The following is a 25,334-nucleotide window of genomic DNA, read 5'->3' as shown; positions in this document are numbered from 1 at the left end:
CGCTCAGCTCATGTGATGAAGGACATATCACCAGATTTTGAAACCTTTTTCAGAGTTTCCCTAAGTAGCCTGCTCTGGGAAAAAGCTCGTGCATACCCTCAGGCATTGTTCGTTTCCTCTACACTCAACTCACCTTGGAAGTGATCAAGCAAACTTTTACCCTTGCGCAGGCTTTTGCGGACAGCCTCACTTTGTTCGAGCAGTTCTTCGCTGGGCTGCTTCCACTCTTCAGGCGGTAGAGGTCTGGACCAGTCGAGTACTGATTTCGGAAAGCTGGTTTTAGGCAAGCGCTCCACCCAGGCCGCGATATAACAGGGCAGAGTCCAGCCGCTGCAGAACTGGATAAGAACGAAGCCCAGCAGGTAAGTCACGTACCAGTGATTGTCGCGGTACACCTCGCGGCAATAATGAAAATACGCGACGGTGCCTTCTTCAAATTCCTCACTTACAGCGCGCGGTAACGCGCTTAAACCTTCCTCCATGTAACCACGAATGGCCTCCCACTCACTGACGGCCAGCATGAGTGTGCCGGTTGGCACAGTCAGCCATACTACATCGCCAATTTCCGAATCCCTGAGTCCTATCATCAGCGAGAAGCTGTTATGCACGCCGTACTGGGTGACGACCTTGCCGCTTGTCACGCAGGCGATGACTTCTTCCCATGGGATGAAACGCGGTGGTTGGCCGCGTTTTGGGACGTAGGCGACTTCGCGGCGTTGGCGATTGAAGCGGATTGGGGGGTAGGTGGTTTGTTGATGGATTGTGCGGAGGAATAAATATCCGTTTATTAGCGATATAAAGGATAGAACACCCCATACAAACCAATTAGGCAATAGGAGCATAACTACGATGCTGAACAGCGGACTTCCGTATTTTATATAGTCATACGCGCCTAGCGCAAAACCGATCATTCCGAAAAAGAGAATTATCATTGCTGTTGATCCGATCCATCCTCTTACTCCGAACTCTACGTTGGCGGATCCGGAAGCGAAGTCCATAAATGTAGGGTTCGATTCCCTGTTCAAATTTCTTGAGCTAAACGCTGTAACGCCCGTAGGCACGGGTTTGGGAGATAAATAAAAGCTTTCGTGGTCGGTTTTCGACTCTAGGTCTCCAGCTCGTGGTAACCGCCAATATTTATCAGATTTCATTTAAGTGCTTCCGAGTGATCTGTATTTCCTGGAAGGCCTCTGTGGGCTTAGGGGTAACAGAAAAGGCACTAATTGCCTTACTATTAACGACGTCCAGAGACAGTGGGATGCGATAGTACAAGTGACCGGAATCCGCTTTCAGATAACTGGATGCAATTGCGGGTCTGACCATTAATCGCAGTTGTAATTGAGATTGCAGACCTAGCCATTGCTCAGGAATATCCAATTGCAAAACCAGAGGGCGATCAGATACCACTCGTATTAGCGAGGCTAGAGAGTGACCAGCGTCCCATTCATTTTGATTTTTTTGCAGTCGAGCGCTCCAGCGCAGAGACGTATCGTCGAAGGTTTGGAGATTGACCCCGGGCAAAACGAGATGCAGCTTGCGTACAGGTTCGTCTGTAAGCAGCAGACGATGAACCCCTTTATCTAGTACCTGCGGCGACAGGGTAGCTTCAGCCAGTTTTTGGGTGTGTGTCAGCCAATCCCAGTTTTCCGGTTTCAGCCCCCACCAGCACCCCAGCATCCAACGTTGCTGCTCGTCGAGATTGTTGTAGTTGTATAAGGTTTCTCCGCCTAGTTGCAGTGCTGTAAATGCAAGTCCTAATGGTGTAAGGCGCATAGAAAATCGAAGGAATCGAGATCCTCGTGTCGCCCACGATTTCGCTAGCGAGATTTTTCTTTCATTTAGCGGGGCGTTGATGAAGTCTTGGCGTAAGCCTGATACTTCAAAAAAGGCTTTGAAAGTGGCAGTGCCACTGACACTTGTAGATCCGATGTCGCCAGTCAATGCCGCAATGGCCCCTGCTTTCTCTCCTGGTGTGCCTGTGAGAAAAGCCTGTTGCCACTTGTCCCAATTGTCGAGTGTGGTGCCAAGTGCACCGAAAAGTGCCATAGGCGCAATGGCCATTCCAAGGCCCAGCCCTAACTTGCCGGCTCGGGCAGCGAACAGCATTCCAGCAGTAGAAACATTCACTTGTATAATTGAATGTAATGCTTTGTCGATCAGCGCAATATGTATAGTTTGATAGAGTGAAAGTGTGGCTGATGCGATGCTAGAAATAGTGCCGGCCAATACAAAGGCGTGCTTGAATAAAGTGGGATCATTTGGTCTTCTAGCTTCCCATACCCTCCAAGCCTCCCCCAGGTTTCCGATCTGCAACCCAACCGCCAACAACGGCACGAACCCACTCTTAAGTGCAACCTTCGTCGAGCCCTCAGTCGCATAGCCCCGCATCGCCCCAGCTCTAAAACGTCTCGTCTCATCATTCAACGCCGCACGATTCTCAGGGCTGATATCCAGTTGCACGCCAACCCGCCCCGCACCAAGCGTGCTGGTCGGAGTAATACCGTCTTCCAGTTGTCTCACCACCGCCGAACGCTCGTTGCGTGTCGCGAGTAACTCTTTGCTGAACGCTTCTTTACGCACCTGGTATCCGTAGCGTTCTTCTTCGCTCAGCATGCGTTTACGAGTGAGTTTGTCGCAGTTTTTGCGATCTGCCTTGATTTGCTCTTCACGTTCAAGCAGATGAAGCAGGCGGGTGAAGTTGTGAGTGAATTTCTCGACATCGTCGGCGCTGGCGATTTTCAGGTGGGCGCCTTCCTGTTGCAGGGCAACCAACATACCCAGCCTTTGCCCACGGTTGGTGAAAGTCTTGAAGTTGTCCATCTGCTGATGAATGGCAGGCGTTTCGAGTTTGGCCTGCATCTGCGCCAGCCATTTCTCCATGCCGAGTGCGATAGCGGGGATGTAAGTCGCGCTAACGGCTTGATGAAGTGAATGAGCGCGGCCTTTGATTTGCAGGCTTTTGCTCCAGTGGCTGCCCATTATGTGGCCGATATCGGATATCCGTTTTTCAGCGTCGGCCAGGCCATCTGTAAAGCCCCGCATGTCGTCCAGGAGTTTTATCAACGCGCCTGATTTGACCCGCAGAAAATCCAGATTCAGCCGACCATAAAACACTGGCAGTACGTAAAACGGCTTGTCATGAAAGTACGCGGCGATCTTCTCCAGCGCTTCATCGGTGCGGCACAAGTCGCGGGTGCAGTTGAACTCTGTCGCGAGGGCGTTGTTCAGTTGTTCGGGATGCTCTGGGTCGAAATACCACGCGCTGCGATGAAATTCTCCCAATGTAAATAACCGGGTTCGGTCATGGGTGATGGCGTCGAGGCGCTCGGTCCAGCGTTTGAGGTGGAGGCGTTCGCGTTTTAGATAGCGCTGCATTTCCTCATGGCGGACCAGATCGAAAATACCCCGCGAGCCTAGACCTACGCCTTGCAGCGTGCCGATGCTGCTGTCTTCGAGGGCCTCGATTTCATCCTCAAGGTCCTTGTGGAGCGGCTCGCCCAGCGCATCGACCATTTGCCGGTGTTTCTCGTCCATCTGACGTTTGGCGATAACTGTTTCAGATCGCTCGCGCAGGTGTGCACCGCGCATTGACGAATAGTTTCCGTTTTCTCCGCGGGGTACTTCCAGGCCTTGGCTCTTCTCCCAACGCCACTGATTCCGGACATTGATGTAGTCGTAAATGAACGTGCGTTGTTCCTGGGTGGTTTTTTCGAACAGATCCGATGTTGCGTCAGTCCGTAGAGCGTTGTTCTCGCCCAGCGTCATCAGGGTGTCGATATAGCTGCCCACCACGTAGCGCATTTCGTTGTTGTGGCGTTGAGTCCACTCTTCGATCCAGCCGACAACCGTATCCTGTTCCTCGGCAAGGTCGCGCATGATGCCGAGACTGTCTTCCAGAATCAGGTACAGATGGTCGAATTGGTACAGCGCGTTCAGTGAATCCTTGAGTTCGCCAATATGAGCTTCACGGAACAGCGGCTGATGTTCCCACGCGTAGTCCTGGCTTTCTTCGGCGGGCGCATCCGGCGTCGGGCACTGCGGTGCCGGTTGTTCGGCCAGTTCGGCAACTGTTGTTTTGATCTGCTTTTGAACCCGAAGATGCTTGCCGCCGCTTTCGCAGTTCGCTTTAGCCAGATCCACTTGCTGCATGAAGTAAAAGCGGTCAGGGCTGCTGGAGATGACGTGGGCGCATTTCGCAGCAGTCCATTGCAGCTCCGAATACGCTACATGCAGAACGCTGTTACGGGCGAAGATGAGTGTCGATTCGCCGGTGGCGTGGCTGCGTTCGTCCTGAGTGACATCATTGCCTTGCCACAACAGCTTTACGGGCGCGCCATTCTCTATGCGGTACTCATGCAGAGTGCTGGTAGTTTCTTCGATGACGTACAGAAAACCGTCGCGAATCAGCCGCAGACCAATCGGCCGCTGTAGCCCTTGATAGGATTCGGTATCTACCTTGCTGGTCAGTCGTTCTACCCGGCCATATCGCAGCGGCAGCAGCTGGATTTTCTTACCCATCAGCGGGCAGGTTCCGATACTGGTGCGGGCGTCCTTGTGGCTGCCGCTTCGGGCTTCCCAGTAAGCGCGATCTTCCTTGGGCAGACGTTTACCGGTCATGGCTGCGTTCCTCGCAATTGTCGGGCTCGCTCCAGGGCGAGCAGATTGGCTTTCTTTACCCGTTGCGAAGACGTCAGTGGTGAGCTTTGGTAAAGCAGATCCGTGATTTCCGGGTGGGCATCAGGCGGTTGGCTATGGAGAAATTGCATGACGTTAACGAAGTGCAGCAGATCGCTTTCACTATGAAAGCCACACTCATAGGCGCCGTTGGCCATGTCCAGGAAATACGCGAAGCGTTGTCGGGAATCGAGCTGCGCCTGAAACTCCGGGAAATGCCGACGTGCGTGGAGTTCGATGTTGATCACGACGTTGCGGAAGCCGAGCTCGTCCAGTGCTTCGATCTGAGCTTCGTTCAGACGATAGAGCGTCTGATGGTCATTGGTCGCGGGTGTTCCGAGACGCCGGTGATGGCGCCAGCGCTCTTCAAAGCGGTCTATCGCGTAGACATGCTCAATGGGGCCGAACAGGGCGTTATCGGTGTGTGAGGGATACAGATTGAACAAGGCGTTGGCGACTTGCGGGTCTGACAGGTTAAGCAGGGTTGCTTTGCCGACCGGCTCATCAACGCTGACCACCCAGCGCAAATGATCGACAACCTCATGTTTATTGGCATCGCTGAACAGCAGCAGGCCCCAGAGCTTTTGCGCGTTCTCCAGAAATGCTTCGAATGTAGGGTCGTATCGGTCTTCAACGGCCACCACAACGGGCGACATATCCAATAGCTCTTTGAACCGGGTTCCCAGGAAGAGCGGATGGCAGTCGACACCGGGGTTCCACTGATAAAGCCGCTTCAGCAGGTCGCCGGTTCTTACGGCGTTGAACAGAATGTAGCCATTTTGTGACCACGGCAGGTCATCCGGGCCGGATTCGAGAGATTTCATCGAGACGCGCCTTGCTCAACCGCTAAAGGAAGGCGCGCATATTCGGGGCGGGGGAGGGTAGCTACAAGACCGAAAAGTGTGTTTCGGAAAGGGCTTACAGCAGACGCAGAATTGTCTCGCTTCGATGGGCTTCCACAGGATCAACATCGAGCCGGTAGCTGAAAATGAACTGACAACCAGACCTGCTTGCACGGTTTTGCTCTCTGAGTAAGAGCCAGACCTGACCTGTTCGACGACTGAGCGAAACGTCTAACGTTTTTCAGACGGTGATCGGTCGTGCGGAGCACGGTCAGTTTCCGGAACGGCACAACTGTTGCCCCGACAGCGAGCACCACCATCCGGATGAGGCAGCCACGCCAAATGCGGACGCCAGCGGCAAAAAAGACGATAGCCGACGTCAAGCAGCGGTCTGGTCAACCGCCATGACAACGGCGCAGCCCAGACACCCAGGCCCGCTGCTCGCCAGCTCCAGAGCGTAGCGTCCAGGCCAGTGACCCATGTTCCATCGTCAAACCTGGCGTGCAGCGATGACTCCATTTGCGCAAGCGTGAATCCCACAGATTCTGTATCGAAAGCATCATCACTGATATCAACAAAACAAAGCCGATCAGGTCTGGCGCGTGCACGCAGGATTTTGATTTCTCGGGCGCAGAGTGGGCATTCGCCGTCAAAATAGAGCGTCAGTGGCCACTTTGTTGTCTCGTACATTGATCATGCGTCCCGAATTGCTTTTCCACACAGTATTCCCAAACATCCAGGCCGACAATGGGCACTTCAGTATCCCGCTCCAGCTTCAGAGATAATTAGCAGCCAAAAAAAATGCCAGTCAGCAAAGCCAACTGGCATTTCATTTACCCATTTCAAACGTTCAAAAACAAACGTTCAGAGCTCGCTGATCAGAACTCGTGATCGGCGTTGTCCGGGTTCAGGTCGGTGATGCCAAGCTTGCCTGCGGCTTGCTCGATAGCACCGGTCTGCTTGACCAGAGAGGCGATGGCGTCGCGAACGATCTGGTTGCCTTCGGTGTTGCCAGCTGCGATCAACTGGTCGAAGTGCTGACCTTTGTTGGCTTGATCAACGATGGCTTGCAGTTTGGACTGAGTGGCGTTCAGGTCTGCGCGCAGGGTGGCATCGGTGGCTGGATCGGCTTTGGCGACCAGGGATGACAGGCTTGGACCGCTGACTTTGGTGCCGTCTGTACGGGTGTATTCGCCCAGGTAAACGTTGCGGATGCCTTTACCGTTGTAGAAGTGCGAGTTGTGAGTGTTATCGCTGAAGCAGTCGTGCTCGTCTTCGCTGGAGTTGGCTTCCAGTGCCACTTTCATGCGCTCGCCAGCCAGTTCGCCAAGAGACAGACTGCCCATGCCGAAGAGCATTTTACGCAGGCCGCTTTCGCCGGTTTCGGCTTCCAGGCTGGCGCGATAGTTGTCGGCAACACCTGGCTTCCAGTTGTTGACCATTTCTTCCAGATCGCTGACCAGCAAGTCGGTCACGGCGGTCAGGTAAGCGCGACGACGATCGTTGTGGCCGCCGGTACCGCCCGCGCCTTCGATGTAATCAGAGGCTGGACGCTCGCCAGCGCCTGCTTCATTACCGTGCAGGTCCTGGCCCCATAGCAGGAATTCGATGGCGTGGTAGCCGGTTGCAACGTTGGCTTCGGAACCGCCCAACTCGTTCAGGCTGGCCAGTTTCTCAGGCGTGATTTCCTTCACGTCGACCTTGTCTTCGCCGACCTGAACTTCGGTGTTGGCGATGATGTTGGCGGTTGCACCCGGGTTGCCCAGCGCGTGTTGGTAGTCCTTGGCAACGTAGTCGATCAGGCCTTCATCAAGGGGCCAGGCGTTCACCTGACCTTCCCAGTCGTCGATGATCGTGTTGCCGAAGCGGAATACTTCGGTCTGCATGTACGGCACGCGAGCGGCAACCCAGGCGTCGCGCGCAGCCTTGAGGGTTTTGTCGTTCGGGGTGGCGAGGAATTCGTTGATCGCGGTGCGCAGGTTTTTGGCGCCTGCTTCAGCGTCGCTGAAGGCCGCGTAAACCATGTTGGAGTAGTTGGCGACTACGGCCTTGGCAGCAGCGTCACTGGTTTGCGCAGCCGGTGCCGGAGCAGCCGCTTCAGGCGCGGGTGCAGCAGCCGGCGCTGGAGCCGGTGCGGAAGCGGTGGCGGGTGCAGCCGCTTTTTTCTCATCGCCGCAACCGGCGAGGGAAATAGCGATGGCCAGCAGACTAGCGGTTGCCAATGGCATACGAATCATGACGGAATCCTGCGTCTAGAGGGTTCAAGGCGCCAGGCGCCCAAAAAAAGCTGCGACATAATGCGAAAGATTTGCATTCGGTGTAAAGGCCTATTGCCTTTGGGGGAAGATGAGCTGGAATGTGGTTGTAACAAGGAGTGTCAAATGTTTCGCAATCCCGTAGGACCGGCTTCAGCCGGGAGGGCTCTGGCGCAATCGCCAGATATCCTTCGCCAAACATCCTGACCTCCCGGCTAAAGCCGGTCCTACGAGTCACTGCTCGGCAGTTAAATCTACGAAACCTCCGCATTACTGCGTTGTGCCTGTCTCAGATAAGCCAGCAACTCCCGCGCCGGGAGCGGTTTGCTGTACAGGTAGCCCTGACCTTCATGGCAACCTTCGGAAATAATGTAAGCCTCCTGCTCGGTGGTCTCCACGCCTTCGGCGATGACCTGCATACCGAGACTTTTGCCCAACTGAATAATGGCGCGCACGATGGTCGCGTCGTCATCATCATCGATAAGGTCTTGCACGAAGCTCTTGTCGATCTTGATCTTGTCCAGAGGCAGGCTCTTGAGATAACTCAGGGAAGAATAGCCGGTCCCGAAGTCGTCAATGGCGATCAAGGCGCCAGAGCGGCGCAGGCTGAGCAGATGCTGCGCGGCGGTTGTAATGTCTTCCATCAAGCCGGTTTCGGTGACTTCCAGTTCCAGGCTGCGCGGCGGCAGACGGTAGATCTGCATCAGGTTGTTGACCACCCTTGGCAACTCGGTGTGGTGCAACTGGACTGTCGAAAGGTTGACCGCCATGCGCAGATCCGTGAACCCCTGATCGTGCCATTCGCGCAACTGACGGCAGGCCTGGTCCAGCACCCATTCACCAATCGTAATGATGGAGCCGTTCTGTTCAGCCAGCGGGATGAATTGGTCTGGCGGCACAAGGCCGTGTTCCGGGTGCTGCCAACGGATCAGGGCCTCTACGCCGACCACGCGATTCTCGCGATAGCTGATCTGCGGTTGATAGACCAGAAACAGCTGATTGCGGGGCAGGGCTTCGCGCAGGTCTTTTTCCAGCTCCCGGCGGCGACGCATTTCGCAGTCCACACTGGCGATATAAAACTGGTATCGGTTACGCGAGCGCGACTTGGCCAGCGTCATGGTCTGTTCTGCTTTCTGCAGCAGCTTTTCAGTGCTGTCACCGTCTTCCGGGAACAGTGTGATGCCAATGGTGGCGCGCAACCGAATTTCCTGATCGCCCAGGGCAAACGGCGCTTCCAGATCATCAAGGATGTTCTGCGCCAACTCTGCGGCTTCATAGGGTTGTTCAATATCAGCCTGCACCATCGCGAACTGGTCACCGCCCAGGCGCGCCAGTGCGCCAAGCCGACCGCTGTGACCGCGCAGACGATCTGCCAGCGCGAGCAATAATTGGTCGCCAGTCTGGTAGCTGAATTGTTCGTTGATGCTCTTGAAGTCATCCAGCCCGACACACAGCACTGCAACCCGACGTTGAAGACGTCCGGCATCGACCAGAATCTTGTCCAGTTGCTGTTGCAGTTGCTGGCGGTTGGGCAGGCCGGTGAGGAAGTCATACTGAGCCATGCGCAGCAGGCTGATTTCAGCTTCATGGCGCAAGTGCGTATTGCGCTCGATGGAAGCCAGCAACTGGTTGGCAGTGTTGACCCAGATGCCCAACTCGTTTTTCTCGTGGCCCTTGAGCAGGGGCAGTTGATGTTCGCTGGGGCGATCGGGGTTGATGTTGGTCAGGTGTTCGATGATGCGCGACAGCGGTTTGGTCAGCAGCCAGTGATAAACCAGATACAGAACCAGGCCCATCGCCAGTGCGCGTAGCACCCCGGAGATGAAAATAATCACGGCATTGATGATGAAACCTTCACCGTAAGTGGCTGTGTCCATCGTAATGCGCAAGTCGCCGTAGTACTCGCTGTAAGGGCTGCGGCCGACCAATTGAGTGGTGAAGCTGCGCTCCTTGCCAAGGATCAGATCGGTCAGCCAGCGCGTCGACGTGGATTTCAGCGGGCGCTCTTTTTCGGCGAGCAAGGTTTCATTCGGATGGCCAATGGATGCCAGCCGCACCGCATTGTCCTGAAACAGGCCTTCGATGACTTGCATGCCCATTTCCCGGTCCAGGCTGTATACGGCCTGAGTCGACGGGTCGCGGAACATATCCAGAATTCGTTCAGCATCGCTGGCCACGGCCTGTCGCGTCTTGTACGCGTCATAGACGATCTGCGCACAACTCAGCACAACGCCCACGACTAATGCCGAGAGCAGCACCACGCGCAGAAGCTTTACTGACAGGCTGTTTTTGAGTTCCAGCTTCAAATGGCTATTCCTTAATCCGTGCCGGGTGCGTCAAGCCTTTGCAACCATCAAAAAACAGTCGAACCAGAACGAGATCGCCAGATGGCGACTTTGCTCATCATTACCTGCTCTTGCTCCATCCTGACCTCATCGTAAAGTCGGGCATTCTCACTGTGTCGGACAAAAACCTTTGAAACTTGAACGAAATCGTAAAAACCCAAGCGGATGATATTAGTCCGCTATCGTCGGCTGACAAGACATTAAGCACATTTCATGGACGAAAAAAAACCCGGCAGTGCCGGGTTTTTTTACTGGATCTGAAATCAGGCAGCAAATTGCTTCGCTACGAAGTCCCAGTTAACCAGGTTCCAGAATGCTTCAACGTACTTCGGACGCAGGTTGCGGTAGTCGATGTAGTAGGCGTGCTCCCACACATCGCAGGTCAGCAGCGGGATGTCGCCGCTGGTGATCGGGTTACCTGCGCCGATGGTGCTGGCCAGAGCCAGGGAACCGTCAGGTTTTTTCACCAGCCAGCCCCAGCCGGAACCGAAGGTGCCGATGGAGGTTTTGCTGAATTCTTCTTTGAACTTGTCGAACGAGCCGAAAGCCGCGTTGATAGCGTCAGCCAGTGCGCCAGTAGGTTCGCCACCAGCGTTTGGCGCCAGGCAGTTCCAGTAGAACGTGTGGTTCCAGACTTGAGCGGCGTTGTTGAAAATGCCACCCGAAGAAGTCTTGATGATTTCTTCCAGGGTTTTGCCTTCGAACTCGGTGCCTGGCACCAGGTTGTTCAGGTTCACCACGTAGGTGTTGTGGTGCTTGTCGTGGTGATATTCCAGTGTCTCTGCGGAAATGTGCGGTACCAGAGCATCTTTGGCGTACGGCAGCGGCGGCAATTCAAAAGCCATGGTTTATCTCCTAATCAGGTCAGTTGCGGTGAGCGCAAGGCCGATCACGGGCGGCCAGACAGAACATGCACCGGCGAGTTTGTACTCTTTGCGGCGCAGGGTCAGGATCATAGCACCGGGTCTGCCCGTTAACCACGCAACAACTGTGTGGGATAGAGGTTCCAGAGGTTTTGACTAATGGGAACGATCTCCTGAGTAAGATCGCTTTTTTCTTCGACACCGCGCTGTTGCGCTGCAAACACGACCTTGTGGGAGCGGTGCTTGCCCGCGATACATGTGTCGCCGCTCGCAGGCAAACCGTGTGGTCGTTTATCGCGAGCAAGCTCGGCTCCCACAGATTTTTGTATTAAGTGTTCTGATTTACGCAGCCCTGATCAACTGCACCGCAACACTGAACATCATCACCGCGACCATCAGGTCAAGCAGTCGCCAGGTGGCCGGACGCGCCAGCCATGGAGCCAGCCATGCCGCGCCGAGCGCCAGGGTGCTGAACCACAACAGTGACGCACTGGCTGCGCCCACCACATAAGCCTCCGGCACACTTTGCTGAGCGCCAAGGGAGCCAACCAGCAAAACCGTATCGAGATAAACATGGGGGTTGAGCAGGGTCACTGCCAGGGCGCTCAGCAGGACTGCCCGGCGCGAGCGCAGGCCAACGACTTCACTCTTTTCCAGGCTCTGGCTGGAGCAGGCCCGGCGCAACGCAAGGCTGCCGTACCAGAGTAAGAACACGACGCCGCCCCAACGAGCAATCGCCAGCAAGGTCGGGTTTTGCGCCAGCAGATTGGCCAGGCCAAATACACCGGCTGCAATCAGGATCGCATCGCAGACAATACACACCATCGCTACCGGCAAATGATGTTCACGCCGCAGGCTCTGCGCCAGAACAAAAGCATTCTGAGTACCGATTGCCATGATCAAACCGCCCGCCACCAACAGCCCGTTGAGATAACTTTGCCACATGAAAATAGGCTCCACACACTGAATAATCTGCCTGTCCGGCAGGTTTGTGTGGCGATTGTGGGGGCCGACGCTGTATAAGAAAAACCAATCTTGCTGATCGCACATTAGGAAAAGTGATGTTTGACTACAAACTGCTTTCAGCGCTGGCAGCCGTGATCGAACAAGCCGGTTTTGAGCGCGCAGCTCAAGTACTGGGTTTGTCTCAGTCAGCGGTGTCCCAGCGGATAAAACTGCTGGAGGCGCGCGTAGGGCAGCCGGTTCTGGTTCGCGCCACTCCGCCGAGCCCGACTGAGATTGGGCGTCGTCTGCTCAACCATGTGCAGCAAGTGCGGCTGCTGGAGCGTGATCTGCAAAGTCAGGTGCCTGCGCTGGACGAAGAGGGCATGCCGGAGCGCCTGCGTATCGCGTTGAATGCCGACAGTCTGGCGACGTGGTGGGCCGATGCGATTGGCGACTTTTGCGCGCAGAACAATCTGTTGCTGGATCTGGTCGTCGAAGATCAGGACGTGGGCCTCAAGCGCATGCGTGCAGGCGATGTTGCGGCCTGTTTGTGTGCCAGCGAACGGCCGGTTGCCGGGGCCCGCAGTCTGTTATTGGGCGCGATGCGCTACCGTGGCCTCGCCAGTCCGGCATTCATCGCCCGCCACTTTTCCGAAGGTTTCGAGGCGAAAAAACTCGCCCGCGTTCCAGCACTGGTGTTCGGCCCGGATGATTTTTTGCAGCACCGCTATCTGGCTTCACTAGGGATCGAGGGCGGGTTCGAGCATCATGTGTGCCCATCGGCCGAAGGCTTTTTACGCATGACCGAAGCGGGAGTGGCCTGGGGGCTGGTTCCGGAAATACAGGTACGCGAACAACTGCAGCGCGGCTCGCTGGTGGAGTTTGCAGCAGACAAACCGGTGGACGTGCCGTTGTACTGGCATCATTGGCGCAATGGCGGGCAGTTGTTGACCCGATTGACGGAGCATCTGGCGCAGCAGGCGGGGCAGTGGCTGGTGCCGCTGCAGACGAAGTGAGCGTCAATTAGTGCTTTTGTATGAGTTGCCGAAGGCTACGAATGGCAGTGTGTCAGGACAAATGCTTTCGCAGCCTTCGGCAGCTCCTACAAGTATCACCATCAATCAGGTGGCAATGCATTGTTCAGCAAGCGCAAAACGAAATTCTAACGGAGCGGTAAATGAAGATTCTGGTCACCGGCGCAAGCGGCTTTATTGGCGGACGCTTTGCGCGGTTCGCCCTGGAGCAGGGCTTTAGCGTGCGGGTCAATGGCCGACGTGCCGAAGGTGTTGCGCATCTGGTCAAGCGCGGCGCTGAATTCATCCAGGGTGACTTGATCAATCCTGACCTGGTCCGAGTGCTGTGTGACGACGTTGAAGCTGTCGTGCATTGCGCCGGTTCAGTGGGCGTTTGGGGGCGCAAGCAGGATTTCATGCAAGGTAACGTGCAGGTCACCGAAAACATCGTTGAGGCCTGTCTGAAACAAAGGGTCAGAAGGCTGGTCCATTTGTCGTCGCCTTCAATCTATTTCGACGGTTACTCGCATCTGGACCTTAAAGAAGAACAGGTGCCCAAGCGCTTCAACAATCACTACGCCGCCAGCAAATACCTGGCTGAGCAGAAGGTGTTTGGCGCGGAAGAGTTCGGACTGGAAGTGATCGCCCTGCGCCCGCGTTTCGTGACAGGAGCGGGCGACACCAGCATCTTCCCGCGGCTGCTGCACATGCAGCGCAAGAAGCGTCTGTCGATTGTCGGCAATGGTTTGAACAAGGTGGATTTCACCAGTGTGCACAACCTCAACCAGGCCCTGATCAGCAGTCTGCTGGCTGACAGGTCGGCGCTGGGTAAGGCCTACAACATCAGCAACGGAACGCCGGTGCCGGTCTGGGATGCCGTGAACTACGTGATGCGTCGCATGCAATTGCCCCAGGTCACGCGGTATCGATCTGTCGGCCTTGCTTACTCGGCCGCCGCGCTCAACGAAGCGGCGTGCATGCTCTGGCCGGGTCGCCCGGAGCCAACCTTGTCGCGGTTGGGCGTGCAGGTCATGAGCAAGGATTTCACCCTGGATATCAGCCGCGCCCGGCATTATCTGGACTACGACCCGCAAGTCAGCCTGTGGGCGGCGCTGGATGAGTTTTGCGACTGGTGGCAAACGCAACAAAGCAGGTGAGCACTTTAGGCTGCGGCCTCAGCGGTTATACTCGCGAACTTCAAGCAGTTTTCATCACGGTTCTACACAGGGTTACTCATGCGTAACGATCCTTACGACGACGTCGATGACGTTCCGAATCTCAGCGCCAAGGACGATGACGACGATTTCGCGCCGACTACTGCGGCACGCAAACGCACAACGGTGTATTCCCGGGATACACCCGTGGTGAAAGTAAAAGGGCCGAGCACCGGACCGCTTTGGGCCCTGGTGGGCGCGTTGTTCATTGCCTTCTGCGGGCTGGGCTGGTGGAGCTTTCAGCAGATATCGCTGATGGAGCAGCAACTGGTGGCGACCCAGGAAAGCTTCGCACGCATCAGTGAAGAAGCTGCCGGCCGTTTGCAGGACATCTCCGGCAAGGTCGTTGCGACAGAATCGGTGGCGGTAGACGGGGTGGCGCTCAAGCAACGCATCAAGCTGATAGAAGACCAGTTGGCTGATCAGGACAAGCAGCAGGAAGGCGCAACCGGACAGCAGAGCCAGTTGCAGCAGCGCCTGGAGCAGATTACGACTCAGGCGACGCAGCTACAGACGAGCAATGCGCAACTGCAGGAACAGCTTAAAACCGTTACTACTGAGCTGGCGGCGGTGAAGGCTTCCATTCCGGATCATAAAGCGGCTCAAGGTGATCTGGAAAAAGTTGACACCCAACTGAAAAGCCTCAGCACCGATGTTGCCGCACTGAAGAAACAGGGCAATCCGACAGCGACCATTGAGCGCCTTGAGCAGGATCTGATCGTGCTCAAAAGCGAACAGGAAAACCGTCCGGCTCCAGCAGCAGCCAGCAACAACACGGCTGAATTCGATGCTTTCCGTGCGCAGATGACCCGCAACATCAACACGCTGCAGAGCCAGATTCAGAATCTGTCCCAGCAGGTGAATGCACGCCGGTAATAGTCATATCCCCCGGTAGGAGCGAACTTGTTCGCGAGGCGATCTTCCTGAGTGTTCAGGTCCAAAGCCTCGCCAACAAGTTGCCTTCTACGGATGTATTACAACGCCGGGTAATCGATATAACCCACTGGCCCTTGGGCGTAGAACGTTTCCGGATGGGGGGTGTTCAGCGGTGCATCCTGCTTCAAGCGCGCTGGCAGGTCTGGGTTGGCAATGAACGGCACGCCGAACGCCACCGCATCCGCTGAGCCATTGGCCAGCCATGTGTTGGCGCTGTCCTTGGTGAATTTCTCGTTCGCGATGTAAGCCCCGCCGAAAGCCTTTTTCAATTGCGGACCAATGCTGTCGCCAGCCTCACGCTCGCGAGAGCAGATGAACGCGATGCCACGTTTACCCATCTCGGCTGCCACGTAGCCGAAAGTCTCGGCCAGATTGTCGTCACCCATGTCATGGGAGTCGGCGCGCGGTGCCAGATGCAGGCCCACACGACCCGCGCCCCAGACGTCAATCGCCGCATCGACCACTTCCAGCATCAGGCGTGCACGGTTTTCCAGAGAGCCGCCGTATTGGTCAGTACGCTGGTTAGTGCTGCTTTGCAGGAACTGATCCAGCAGATAACCGTTGGCACCATGGATTTCCACGCCATCAAAGCCAGCGGCCTTGGCGTTTTCTGCGCCGGTACGATAGGCCTCTACCACGTCAGCGATTTCTGCCAGTTCCAGCGCGCGCGGCGTGACGTAGTCAGACAGCGGACGAACCAGGCTGACATGGCCTTCAGGTTTGATTGCGCTTGGCGCAACCGGGGTTTCACCGTTCAGGTACGACGGGTGAGAAATACGCCCGACGTGCCACAGTTGCAGAACGATCTTGCCGCCTGCACCGTGAACGGCCTTGGTGATGTTGCTCCAGCCACGGACCTGATCGCTGGACCAGATGCCCGGAGTATCCGGATAGCCGACGCCCATGGGCGTGACTGAAGTGGCTTCGCTGATGATCAGACCTGCCGATGCACGCTGTACGTAATACTCGGCCATCATCGCGTTCGGCACACGGCCTTCATCGGCGCGGCAGCGGGTCAGCGGTGCCATGATGATACGGTTGGCGAGTTGCAGGTCGCCCATGGTGATCGGGTCAAAGATAGTGGTCATGTGTAAGTCCTCATGAATTGATCAATCAGTGGGTAGCGGGAGCCAGCTCGGCGTTGCCGCCCTGGCGGAAAGTAATCAAGGTCACGATCAGCGCGAGTATCGCCAGTGCGCCAGCCGCCAAAGGCACGCTGGTCAGGCCCAGGCCATGGGCGATAACGCTGCCGCCGACCCAGGCGCCCAGCGCGTTGCCGACGTTGAACGCTCCGATGTTCAGGGTCGACACCAGATTTGGCGCGGCCTTGCCGAAGGTCACGACGTTGATCTGCAAGGCAGGTACGGCAGCGAACGCGGCGGTGGCCCAGAGGAACAAGGTGATTTCGGTCGGGATCAGCGCGACGCTGGTCCAGCTCAAGGCGGTGGAGATCACAGCCATGGCAATGAACACGCCAATCAGCGTCGCGGCCAGACGCCGGTCAGCCAGCTTGCCGCCGATCACGTTGCCCACGGTCAGGCCCAGGCCGATCAGCAGCAGGGTCCAGGTAATGCCGTTTGGCGATACACCGGTCACTTCGCCCAGCAGTGGCGCGACGTAAGTGAACAGGGTGAACATCGAGGCCGAAAACAGCGCGGTCATGCTCAGCGACAGCCAGATGCCTGCGCCTTTGAGCGAGGCGAGCTCGGCGCGCATGTCGAGTTTCAGCTCTTCGCGGTTGGTCGGCAGGAAGCGGATCAGGCCGATCAATGCAATCACACCGATGACGGTGACGGCCCAGAAGGTCGAGCGCCAGCCAGCGTACTGGCCTAGCGCAGTGCCCAACGGCACGCCGAGCACGTTGGCCAGGGTCAGCCCCGTGAACATCAACGCAACGGCCGAAGCACGACGATTGGCAGGCACCAGGCCCGCAGCAACCACCGAACCGATACCGAAGAAGGCACCGTGGCACAGCGCAGTCACGACACGGGCGAACATCAGCACGTTGTAATCGGCGGCGATGGCGCACAGCAGATTACCGACAATGAAGATGCCCATTAGCGTGACCAGCGCAGCCTTGCGCGGCAGCCTGGCGGTGGCCATGGCCATGAACGGCGCACCGATCGCGACGCCCAGCGCGTAGCCGGTTACCAGCCAGCCCGCACCGGGAATGGAAACCCCCAGATCGGCAGCGACTTCGGGCAGCAAGCCCATGATGACGAACTCGGTGGTCCCGATGGCGAAGGCGCTGAGCGCCAGAATAAACAGTGAAAGAGGCACTGGGCGTCTCCTGTTAATAAAGGTTTCGTTAATCCTGTAGGAGCTGCCGAAGGCTGCGATTCTCGGTGGTTCAGACAGAAAGCTTTCGCAGCCTTCGGCAGCTCCTACAGGGAATTTTTTCCATCGAAATAGATTCAGGACGGCGGACCCAACTCCAGCAGCAGCGCATCGACAAAGGCCGCAATCACCTCTTCGTTGCGCCTGAAAAAGCTCCATTGCCCAACCTTCTTGCTGGTGATCAGGCCAGCGCGTTGCAGGGTGGCCAGGTGGGCAGAAACCGTGGATTGCGAAAGCCCGGTGCGCTGATCGATCTGACCCGCGCAAACACCGTTTTCCGTCGAGTGGGTCTGGTCCGGAAAACAACTTTGCGGGTCCTTCAGCCAGACAAGAATCTCCCGGCGAACAGGGTGGGCCAGGGCTTTTATTATTTCGTCGAGGTCGATAGGCATGTCGTTCTCAATATGGGTTTAACGCTATATCGCGATGGGGCGAACTTTATATTTGTATTTCGCGATATACAAATATGATTTTCTACTGAGAATAGTGAGAAACGCTATATCGGGTTATATCGATATAGGCGGGAGGCTCAATTCGGCGTACGCTGGGCGCCATGAACTATCTCGCACATCTGCATCTGGGCGGCCAACGTCCGGCACAACTTCTTGGCAGTCTGTATGGCGATTTCGTCAAAGGTCCTGTGGCCGGGCGCTTTCCCGATGATCTGGCGCAGGCTATCCAGTTGCATCGCAGCATTGACGCATTCACCGACAGTCACCCGCTGATCAAACAAGCGATTGCCCGCTTTCCGTCCGAGCGGAGACGTTACGCGGGCATTGTACTGGACGTGTTTTTTGATCATTGCCTGGCCCGGGACTGGGCGCATTACGCTGAGGTGCCGCTCTCGGCATTCACGCGCAAGGTTTACGGCGTGTTGGCCGCAGAGCCAGAGTTGCCCGAGCGACTGGCGCGGATTGCGCCGCATATGGCCGCTCACGACTGGCTGGGTTCATATCGGGAATTTGCCGTGCTGGAGCAAGTATTGGCGGGCATTTCGCGTCGTTTGTCACGGCCACAAGGGTTGGCGGGTGCCATGCAGGAACTGCGTGACCTCTACCAACCCTTGAGCGCGGACTTTGCCGAGTTCTACCCGATCTTGCAGGATTTCTCTCAGGCCGCCCTGGCCGAGCGCGGGCTCTCGGCGGTCTGAGCGTCAGACACTGCTTCGGCGCCTTTGGTAACCAAAGGCTCAGCCGCGGCGGGCGGCTCGCCAAACAGCGCGATCTGCACCGCTTGCTGCGCTTCATAAGCCAGTGCAGCGCGTTCCTTGCCCTCGGTGGTAATCGGCGTCAGTAACTGGATATGCACGTCGCCTTGTTCATTGGCGAACAGGCGGCGCAGGTGCGAGAGCAAATCGTCGTCACCGATGAAGGGCGCGATAGGGTCTGGCTGGCCATTGCGTGAATACTGAATCGCCACCGGTTGCAGCAATACCCCGCTATCAATCGCACTCGACATCAGGCGACCATGAAATGTACGCAGGCCAGTACCGTCGGTGGTAGTGCCTTCAGGGAAGATCACCAGCGCGTTGTTCTGCTGCAAGTGATTACCCATCTGCTTCTGGATCAGCTTGCTGTCACCCGAGCCGCGGCGGATGAACAGCGTGCCGGCTTTCAGGGCCAGCCAACCCGCCACCGGCCATGTGCGCACCTCGGCTTTGGACAGAAACGACAGCGGGGCCAACATGCCCAGCAGCGGAATGTCGGTCCAGGACACGTGATTGCTGACCCAGAGCATCGGCTGACGTGGAAGCTCGCCGCTGACGGTCACCCGAAACGGCAGGGCAGCTGTCAGGCGCGCCATGAACCATCGGCTCCAGCGCTGACGCCGGGCCATGGAATTGCCGATTTTCATGCGCTCCATACAGGCGAACGTGCCGGCAATGGTCAGCCCCAACGCAATCACCAGCAGCACCCGTGCGACTCGGGCGTAGCTACGCAAGCGGCTCATTACACTGCTGCCTTGAAGTGGCGGGCGTAACGCGGGCACAGTTCGTCACGTTTGAGCAGGATGAATACGTCAGCGACCTGAAAGTCTTCGTCCCAGCACGGCTCGCCGCAGATCTTGGCACCCAGGCGCATGTAGGCTTTAAGCAGGGGCGGCATTTCGCAGATCACGTTGTTGGGCAGATCCAGGGCTGGCAGCGGGTTTTTCGGCTCGGCGCGCAGGTTTTCCGTACACAGATACCGTTCGCGCAGGCGTTGCATGATCGCGTGGGCCTGAATGCCGCCGTCCTGCATCGGGATGCTCGCGCAGCCCATCAGGTAGTTGTAGGCACCTTCGTTGAGGATCTCGGCCAACTCGCTCCACAGTACCGCGATGGTGCCGCCGTTGCGGTAGTCCGGGTCCACACAGGTACGGCCCAATTCAAGGATCGGACCTTGCAGATGGCCAAGGCCATGCAGGGCGAATTCTTCTTCGCTGTAGAAGCGGCCGATGGAGTTGGCGGCCTTGTGGTCCAGCAAGCGCGTGGTAGCGACCAGCTTGCCGGTGTTCAGGTCACGCACGCCGATGTGCGAGCAGTGCACATCGTAATCGTCCATGTCCAGGCCTTGGTCAGCGCCTTTGAGTTTTGCGTTGAATTCACCACTGAACACACTGAAGCGCAGGGCCTGTGCTTCCTGCAAGGCGTTGCTGCCGGTCAGACGTTCTGCCTGAAGGCGGCGGTCGGATGCTGTGTCGCGAATGCGGGCGATCTGAGTCATGCGAAGTCTCCGTTAGCCTGCCCTGCAAGTGCGGGCGATGGCTGTAATGGCCTGGCGCTGCTTTACAAACTCAGGCTAAGGAGAGGCGATGTCATGACCATGAAGGTTTGGTGATGGTTGTGTGACGGGTGCCTCGGTAGGAGCGAACTTGTTCGCGAGGCGTCAGACCTGACTCACCGCGTGAAACGCTCTAGCCAACAAGTTGGCTCCTACCCTGAAATCTGCTCTGGCCTGACTGCCTCGGTAGGAGCGAACTCGTTCGCGAGGGTCAGATCTGACTCACCGCGTAAACCGCTCTCGCCAACAAGTTGGCTCCTACCTGGAAATCTGCTCTGTCTGACTGCCTCGGTAGGAGCGAACTTGTTCGCGAGGCGTCAGGCCTGATTCACCGCGTAAACCCCTCTCGCCAACAAGTTGGCTCCTACCTGGAAATCTGCTCTGTCTGACTGACTGCCTCGGTAGGCGCGAACTTGTTCACGAGGCGTCAGACCTGACTCACCGCGTAACCCCCTCTCGCCAACAAGTTGGCTCCTACCTGGAATCTGCTCTGGCCTGACTGCCTCGGTAGGAGCGAACTTGTTCGCGAGGCGTCAGATCTGACTCACCGCGTAAACTCCTCTCGCCAACAAGTTGGCTCCTGCTTGGAAATCTGCTCTGACTGACTGCCTCGGTAGGAGCGAACTTGTTCGCGAGGCGTCAGACCTGAATCACCGCGTAATCCCTCTCGCCAACAAGTTGGTTCCTACCTGGAAATCTGCTCTGGCCTGACTGCCTCGGTAGGAGCGAACTTGTTCGCGAGGCGTCAGACCTGAATCACCGCGTAACCCCTCTCGCCAACAAGTTGGTTCCTACCTGGAAATCTGCTCTGGCCTGACTGCCTCGGTAGGCGCGAACTTGTTCGCGAGGCGTCAGACCTGACTCACCGCGTAAACCCCTCTCGCCAACAAGTTGGCTCCTGCGTGGAAATCTGCTCTGACTGACTGCCTAGGTAGGAGCGAACTTGTTCGCGAGGCGTCAGACCTGAATCACCGCGTAAACCCCACTCGCCAACAAGTTGGCTCCTGCGTGGAAATCTGCTCTGTCTGACTGACTGCCTCGGTAGGCGCGAACTTGTTCACGAGGCGTCAGACCTGACTCACCGCGTAAACCCCTCTCGCCAACAAGTTGGCTCCTACCTGGAAATCTGCTCTGTCTGACTGCCTCGGTAGGAGCGAACTTGTTCGCGAGGCGTCAGGCCTGACTCACCGCGGAAAATCCTCTCGCCAACAAGTTGGCTCCTACCCCGGAAATCTGCTCTGTCTGACTGCCTCGGTAGGAGCGAACTTGTTCGCGAGGCGTCAGATCTGATTCACCGCGTAAACCCCTCTCGCCAACAAGTTGGTTCCTACCTGGAAATCTGCTCTGTCTGACTGCCTCGGTAGGAGCGAACGTGTTCGCGAGGCGTCAGACCTGACTCACCGCGTAAACCCCTCTCGCCAACAAGTTGGCTCCTACCTGGAAGTCTGCTCTGTCTGACTGCCTTGGTAGGCGCGAACGTGTTCGCGAGGCGTCAGACCTGACTCACCGCGTAAACCCCTCTCGCCAACAAGTTGGCTCCTGCGTGGAAATCTGCTCTGTCTGACTGCCTCGGTAGGAGCGAACTTGTTTGCGAGGCGTCAGATCTGATTCACCGCGTGAACCCCTCTCGCCAACAAGTTGGCTCCTACCTGGAATCTGCTCTGTCTGAATATTTGTCACAACTCACTGCTACAGTCCGGCGGTCCACATTCGAGATACACCCCATGCGACTCGCCTGGTTGTTTCTGCTATTTGTTGTCCTCAACGCGAACGCCAACGCGCTCCAGGACCTTGAGAATTACGCTTTTCCGACTCGCAACGACGAAACCCGTGAAGGCATTCGCACCGACGCCTTATTGGTGATGCGCGACGGTCAGGTGCTGTACGAACGCTATGGCGGAGTGACGACCGCCCAGACGCCGCACCTGACCTGGTCAATCAGTAAAAGCATCATGGCAACGGTGCTGGGCGTAGCATTCGGCGAAGGGCGCTTTGCGCTGGATGACCCGGCAGCTAAATTCTATCCGCCGTTTCGTGCTCACCCCGATATCACGATCAGACATCTGATGCAGTGGACCTCCGGGCTTGATTGGCAGGAGGACTACGAATACGCCCCGCTTAATTCCTCGGTGGTCGCCATGCTTTACACCCGTGGCCGGGACGACATGGCGCGCTTTACGGCCGAGCATCGCAGCGCTCATCCACCGGGTTCGTCGTTCCTGTATTCCAGTGGCGACAGCAACGTCCTGTCGGCTGCGCTGAAAGGCATGGTCGGGGAAAAGGCCTATGCGGACTATCCGTGGTCAGCGCTGTTCGAGCCGCTGGGCATTCGCAGCGCCGTCTGGGAAACCGATGCCAACGGCACGTTTGTCGGTTCTTCCTATGCCTACATGACAGCACAGGATCTGGCCCGCATCGGTGTGCTGATGCAGCATGGGGGGCGGTGGAATGACCGACAGCTAGTGCCCAAAACCTGGATCGACTTTGTTCTGACTCCCTTTGCCAATTCACAACCCGACGCCGAAGTATCTGGCGGTCAGTGGTGGCTCAATCGCGCCGCGAACGGAGAAAAAGGCCCATGGCCCGATGCGCCCGCTGACACCTTCGCGGCGCTGGGGCATTGGGGGCAGGCGTTGTATGTGATGCCCAGTGCCGGGCTGGTGATCGTGCGTTATGCCGATGATCGGGACGGCAGTTATTCCCATGATCAATTGCTCAAGTTGACAATCGCGGCGTTCGGCAAAGAGGGGCCTGCCGCCGTCGCGCAGTAGACATGGGATCTGTAGGAGCTCACCGAGGTTACGAGGCCAGCGATGACGGAGTGTCAGGTAAGCCGTGATCGCTGGCCTCGTAACCTCGGTGAGCTCCTACAGAAAACGCATTTCAATAGGGGGAGAGCAATGATTACCGGCTTTATTCGTCGACGTCCATTCAGCAGTCTGTTGTTATTGATGGCGGTGGTAATGGGTGGGGTGATCTGGCAAAACCGCGTCGCATTGGCGGCGTTCCCAAGCATCATCAGCGCTTATACCGCCAAAGAGTATTGCTCCTGTCGCTACGTCATGCTTAATTCCGCCGAGTATTGCCGTGGTTACGTGAAACAGTACGTACCGAGCAGCTTGCTCGACGACGCGGCGAATAAGCGGGTAACTGCCGAAGGTCTTGGCCGCAGTAATGTGGCGAGCTGGCAGGGCGAGCGACAAGGCTGTCGCTTGCTACCGTCAACGCCTTGAAAACCCGGATGCGAACGTAGCAGTTTGCTAGCGGTCAGACAGGCGGTACGGTTGCCCCTTAATGCGCATCTGGAGTTTGCATGCCCATCACAACCCGCCTGCTGCTGGCCTTGCTGGCGCTGACAGCGTTGCCCGCTCAGGCGAACTGGTATCTGGATAACGAATCCTCACGGCTGTCGTTCACCTCCACCAAAAACGCCGATATCGCTGAAGTGCATCGCTTTTTGACCTTGCACGGGAAAGTTGATCGTAAAGGCGCGGCCGAGCTTGAAGTCGAGCTGGAGTCGGTCAGCACCGGCATTGCCCTGCGCGATGAGCGTATTCGTGAGCAAGTCTTTAACGTCGCGAAATTTCCCAGAGCGAAAATCAACGCGCAGCTCGACCTGGGCCCGATCAATGATCTGGCACCCGGAGCGCAGCTGGAGTTGCGCCTGCCGTTGGTGGTGCAACTGCATGGCAAATCCCACAGCTATCGAGCCGAACTGCTTGCCACGCGTCTTGATGAACGACGTTTTCAAGTCGTGACCCTTGAGCCGTTGGTGGTCAATGCACAGGATTTTGATCTGGTGCCCGGCTTCACGACATTGCGCAATGCGGCCGGCTTGTCTGCGGTCAGTCTCGCCGTGCCGGTGGGTGCCGTCTTGATCTTCACGGCGCGCTGAGTATGGCCGGAGCGATTTTTCCGTGGCGTGAGAATAACCAGTTTCAGTTGTTGATCGACGGCCCGGCGTTCTTTCCGCGCATGATCGCTGCCATTGACGGCGCTCAGCAGCAAGTCGAGCTGGAGCTCTATCTGGTCGAGGCGGGCGCTTGCGCCGAGGCGGTGGTGCGCGCCTTGGTAGATGCGGCTCAACGCGGCGTGATCGTGCGCTGCCTGTTCGATGACTTTGGTGCACAGGCCTTCACCCTGGGGCTGCGTAAACGCCTGACCGATGCGGGCGTGATTCTGCGCTTTTACAACCGCATCAATTGGCGGCGCGGTGTGCGCAACTTCTACCGCGACCACCGCAAGTTGTTATTGGTGGACAAAAAGCTCGCGGTGGTTGGCGGTACGGGCGTTACCGATGAGTTCTGGCAGCCTGCCGAGGACGTCAGCGAGTGGCATGAAGTGATGGTGGAAATCACCGGACCGTTGGTTATCGACTGGCAAGCATTGTTCGACCGCCAGTTTCACGCCAACCCTCGTCGCACCGCATGGCGCCCCGCCGAGAATTTCGGCTTGCCACGCCTGCCGAAGGTGCCTGTGTCGGGTCACGGATTGGGCCGTGTTGCCTATGCGGATTCCCGCCAGCACCGTGACATTCTGCAATCGTTGGTGCGGGCGCTGAATAGCGGTCACAAACGTATATGGCTGGCGACGCCGTATTTTCTGCCTACCTGGAAAGTCCGCCGTTCATTGCGCAAGGCAGCCTCCCAAGGCATTGATGTCCGCTTGCTCCTCACTGGACCGCGCACCGATCATCCTTCAGTGCGCTACGCAGGGCATCGCTACTACCCGCGCTTACTGCGTGCGGGCGTGAAAATCTTCGAGTACCAGCCGTGCTTCCTGCATTTGAAAATGGTGCTGATCGATGACTGGGTCAGCATTGGCTCATGCAATTTCGATCACTGGAACCTGCGCTTCAACCTGGAAGCCAACCTGGAGGCTCTCGACGTTGGCCTGACCAAGGATGTAGTCGCGAGCTTCGAAAAAGACTTTGCCGTAAGCAAGCAAATCACCCTGGCTGAATGGAAGGCCCGACCTTTGTGGAGCCGGGTCAAACAGCGGCTTTGGGGTTGGGTTGACCGGCTGGTGGTGAACCTGCTTGATCGGCGTAACTGACGTGGGACCGGCTTTAGCCGGGAAGGCGGTATTTCTGACGATAAAGATGTGGTGAATATACTGGCCTCTTCCCGGCTAAAGCTGGTCCCACGG

At 57.1% G+C, this 25,334-nt stretch carries 20 protein-coding genes and 1 pseudogene; 8 read left to right on the top strand and 13 right to left on the bottom strand.

Annotated elements, in window-relative coordinates; translation table 11 throughout:
* Window positions 1–98: 98 nt before the first annotated feature.
* From CKW31_RS30095 to CKW31_RS14720, 8 genes are all read right to left on the bottom strand, one after another.
* Entirely contained in the window at window positions 99–1,151 is a 1,053-nt protein-coding gene (locus CKW31_RS30095) for a DUF6708 domain-containing protein (protein ID WP_256582621.1), read from the bottom strand.
* On the bottom strand, window positions 1,141–4,617 hold the full coding sequence (locus CKW31_RS14750; RefSeq protein ID WP_095096278.1) for a toxin VasX: 3,477 nt from the start codon (window positions 4,615–4,617) through the stop codon (window positions 1,141–1,143). Before CKW31_RS14750 ends, CKW31_RS30095 begins: the two co-directional genes overlap by 11 nt.
* Window positions 4,614–5,498 carry a DUF4123 domain-containing protein gene (locus tag CKW31_RS14745; protein WP_095096275.1) on the bottom strand — a complete coding sequence of 295 codons (885 nt, stop codon included), beginning with the start codon at window positions 5,496–5,498 and terminating at the stop codon, window positions 4,614–4,616. The genes CKW31_RS14750 and CKW31_RS14745 overlap by 4 nt, the downstream gene beginning before the upstream one ends.
* 249 nt (window positions 5,499–5,747) lie before the next feature.
* Window positions 5,748–6,206, bottom strand: a complete 459-nt coding sequence (locus tag CKW31_RS14740) for a thiol-disulfide oxidoreductase DCC family protein (protein WP_095096271.1) — start codon at window positions 6,204–6,206, stop codon at window positions 5,748–5,750.
* 188 nt (window positions 6,207–6,394) lie between these two features.
* Entirely contained in the window at window positions 6,395–7,753 is a 1,359-nt protein-coding gene (locus CKW31_RS14735; RefSeq protein ID WP_095096268.1) for an imelysin family protein, read from the bottom strand.
* Between the two features lie 272 nt (window positions 7,754–8,025).
* Window positions 8,026–10,077 carry a bifunctional diguanylate cyclase/phosphodiesterase gene (locus CKW31_RS14730; protein WP_095096265.1) on the bottom strand — a complete coding sequence of 684 codons (2,052 nt, stop codon included), beginning with the start codon at window positions 10,075–10,077 and terminating at the stop codon, window positions 8,026–8,028.
* Between the two features lie 302 nt (window positions 10,078–10,379).
* Complete coding sequence (locus CKW31_RS14725; RefSeq protein WP_095096263.1) at window positions 10,380–10,961, bottom strand: superoxide dismutase; 582 nt, start codon at window positions 10,959–10,961, stop codon at window positions 10,380–10,382.
* Window positions 10,962–11,321: 360 nt separating this feature from the next.
* Window positions 11,322–11,924, bottom strand: coding sequence for a LysE/ArgO family amino acid transporter (locus tag CKW31_RS14720; protein WP_095096260.1), 603 nt, complete (start codon window positions 11,922–11,924; stop codon window positions 11,322–11,324).
* Window positions 11,925–12,040: 116 nt separating this feature from the next.
* Here CKW31_RS14720 and CKW31_RS14715 point away from each other — a divergent pair, with 116 nt between their 5' ends.
* The 3 genes from CKW31_RS14715 to CKW31_RS14705 all read left to right on the top strand — a co-directional run bounded on the left by CKW31_RS14715 (window position 12,041) and on the right by CKW31_RS14705 (window position 15,027).
* A complete protein-coding gene (locus CKW31_RS14715; RefSeq protein ID WP_095096257.1) occupies window positions 12,041–12,940 on the top strand; it encodes a LysR family transcriptional regulator ArgP in 900 nt (299 codons plus the stop codon).
* Window positions 12,941–13,101: 161 nt separating this feature from the next.
* Entirely contained in the window at window positions 13,102–14,094 is a 993-nt protein-coding gene (locus CKW31_RS14710) for an NAD(P)-dependent oxidoreductase (RefSeq protein WP_095096250.1), read from the top strand.
* A gap of 78 nt (window positions 14,095–14,172) precedes the next feature.
* Window positions 14,173–15,027 carry an ATPase gene (locus CKW31_RS14705; protein WP_095096246.1) on the top strand — a complete coding sequence of 285 codons (855 nt, stop codon included), beginning with the start codon at window positions 14,173–14,175 and terminating at the stop codon, window positions 15,025–15,027.
* A 98-nt stretch (window positions 15,028–15,125) separates the two neighbouring features.
* Here the strand turns inward: CKW31_RS14705 and CKW31_RS14700 are convergent, their stop codons facing one another.
* The 3 genes from CKW31_RS14700 to CKW31_RS14690 all read right to left on the bottom strand — a co-directional run bounded on the left by CKW31_RS14700 (window position 15,126) and on the right by CKW31_RS14690 (window position 17,816).
* Window positions 15,126–16,175 (bottom strand): alkene reductase, encoded by a 1,050-nt coding sequence (locus CKW31_RS14700; protein WP_095096242.1) that lies wholly within the window; start codon window positions 16,173–16,175, stop codon window positions 15,126–15,128.
* Between the two features lie 25 nt (window positions 16,176–16,200).
* Window positions 16,201–17,367 (bottom strand): MFS transporter, encoded by a 1,167-nt coding sequence (locus CKW31_RS14695; RefSeq protein ID WP_095096240.1) that lies wholly within the window; start codon window positions 17,365–17,367, stop codon window positions 16,201–16,203.
* Window positions 17,368–17,501: 134 nt separating this feature from the next.
* Window positions 17,502–17,816 (bottom strand): helix-turn-helix transcriptional regulator, encoded by a 315-nt coding sequence (locus tag CKW31_RS14690; protein WP_095096237.1) that lies wholly within the window; start codon window positions 17,814–17,816, stop codon window positions 17,502–17,504.
* Window positions 17,817–17,977: 161 nt separating this feature from the next.
* Here CKW31_RS14690 and CKW31_RS14685 point away from each other — a divergent pair, with 161 nt between their 5' ends.
* Window positions 17,978–18,574, top strand: a complete 597-nt coding sequence (locus tag CKW31_RS14685; protein ID WP_095096234.1) for an ACP phosphodiesterase — start codon at window positions 17,978–17,980, stop codon at window positions 18,572–18,574.
* Here CKW31_RS14685 and CKW31_RS14680 read toward each other — a convergent pair.
* A complete protein-coding gene (locus tag CKW31_RS14680; protein ID WP_095096231.1) occupies window positions 18,535–19,374 on the bottom strand; it encodes a lysophospholipid acyltransferase family protein in 840 nt (279 codons plus the stop codon). The two genes, CKW31_RS14685 and CKW31_RS14680, sit on opposite strands and share 40 nt — an antisense overlap.
* Window positions 19,374–20,129 carry an L-ornithine N(alpha)-acyltransferase gene (gene olsB, locus CKW31_RS14675; RefSeq protein ID WP_095096227.1) on the bottom strand — a complete coding sequence of 252 codons (756 nt, stop codon included), beginning with the start codon at window positions 20,127–20,129 and terminating at the stop codon, window positions 19,374–19,376. The genes CKW31_RS14680 and olsB overlap by 1 nt, the downstream gene beginning before the upstream one ends.
* Window positions 20,130–21,964: 1,835 nt before the next feature.
* Here olsB and CKW31_RS14670 point away from each other — a divergent pair.
* From CKW31_RS14670 to CKW31_RS14655, 4 genes and pseudogenes are all read left to right on the top strand, one after another.
* A pseudogene (locus CKW31_RS14670) lies at window positions 21,965–22,957 on the top strand (serine hydrolase domain-containing protein); the annotation flags it as partial.
* A 129-nt stretch (window positions 22,958–23,086) separates the two neighbouring features.
* A complete protein-coding gene (locus CKW31_RS14665; protein ID WP_095096221.1) occupies window positions 23,087–23,419 on the top strand; it encodes an amidase in 333 nt (110 codons plus the stop codon).
* An 80-nt stretch (window positions 23,420–23,499) separates the two neighbouring features.
* Window positions 23,500–24,081, top strand: a complete 582-nt coding sequence (locus tag CKW31_RS14660) for a YceI family protein (protein WP_095096218.1) — start codon at window positions 23,500–23,502, stop codon at window positions 24,079–24,081.
* Between the two features lie 2 nt (window positions 24,082–24,083).
* Window positions 24,084–25,241, top strand: a complete 1,158-nt coding sequence (locus CKW31_RS14655; protein ID WP_095096215.1) for a phosphatidylserine/phosphatidylglycerophosphate/cardiolipin synthase family protein — start codon at window positions 24,084–24,086, stop codon at window positions 25,239–25,241.
* Window positions 25,242–25,334 lie beyond the last annotated feature (93 nt).

This window comes from Pseudomonas sp. Irchel 3A5, assembly GCF_900187575.1.
GTDB lineage: Bacteria > Pseudomonadota > Gammaproteobacteria > Pseudomonadales > Pseudomonadaceae > Aquipseudomonas > Aquipseudomonas folii.
This window is presented reverse-complemented; position numbering and strand designations above follow the sequence as displayed.